This window comes from Pseudomonas sp. MWU13-3659 (genome assembly GCF_023757525.1).
Classification (GTDB): Bacteria; Pseudomonadota; Gammaproteobacteria; order Pseudomonadales; family Pseudomonadaceae; genus Aquipseudomonas; species Aquipseudomonas entomophila_E.
Window position 1 is genome coordinate 1 of record NZ_JAMSHW010000091.1, and the last position, 825, is coordinate 825.

Annotated in this window: 1 pseudogene; it reads right to left on the reverse strand. The window is 62.9% G+C overall.

The features are described from left to right. A pseudogene (locus tag NGM28_RS29105) lies at positions 1 to 825 on the reverse strand (RHS repeat-associated core domain-containing protein); the annotation flags it as partial.

An 825-nucleotide genomic window follows, 5' to 3' on the forward strand; every position in this document is an offset into this window, starting at 1 on the left:
CCCAGACGGGCCGTGCGCTCACTCAATCGGCCCATCGGATCGAAGGTCAGCTCGATCCGGCGTTGGCCAACTTGGGTGCTCGCGAGGCGACCGCTGTACGGGTCGTACTGGTAACGGGTGACCAGGCCATCGAAGCCGGTCTCTTGCAGCAGCCGGCCCACCGGGTCATAGAGGAAGGTGGCCTTGCTGGTATTCTCGTTTTCCAACCCGATCAAGCGGCCAAGCTTGTCCCAGCGGTAGCGCAGGGTGTGCTCGTTGGCGTCGACGCGTTCGCTCAGCAGGCCGACCGCGTTGTAGGTCCAGGTGGTACAGCGATCAAGGGCATCGACATGCGCCAGCAGTCGACCTTCGGCGTCGTAGTTAAAACGCTCCTCGGTCTTGTCCGGGTGGGTGACCTTGGCCAGCTGCCCTAGCTGGTACTCATAGGCGGTCTTGTTGTTGGCCGCATCGGTGAAGGCAGTCAGTTGGCCGAAGGCGTTGTACGTCCATTGGCTGGTCTTGCCGGAGCAGTCGGTGTACTCAAGCAGTTGTCCGGCGGCGTTGTAGGCCAGTGTCTTTTCGTTGCCCAGCGCATCCTTGATTGCCTCGACCAGCCCGGCCGGGGTATAGGCGAACTCGGTCTTGTTCCCCAGCGGATCGACGCTCTCGACCAGGTTGCCGCGCTCGTCGTAGTCGCGTAGCCACAAGCCACCTTCGGCATCACGCAGCTTGATCGGCTGGTCGTGATCGTCGTAGGCGTAGTGCACCGTGCTGTGGTCGGCGCGGATGTGCTGCAGCAGGTTGCTGCGCTCATCGTAGGTGTAGCGGTCCTGGCTGCCGTCGGGG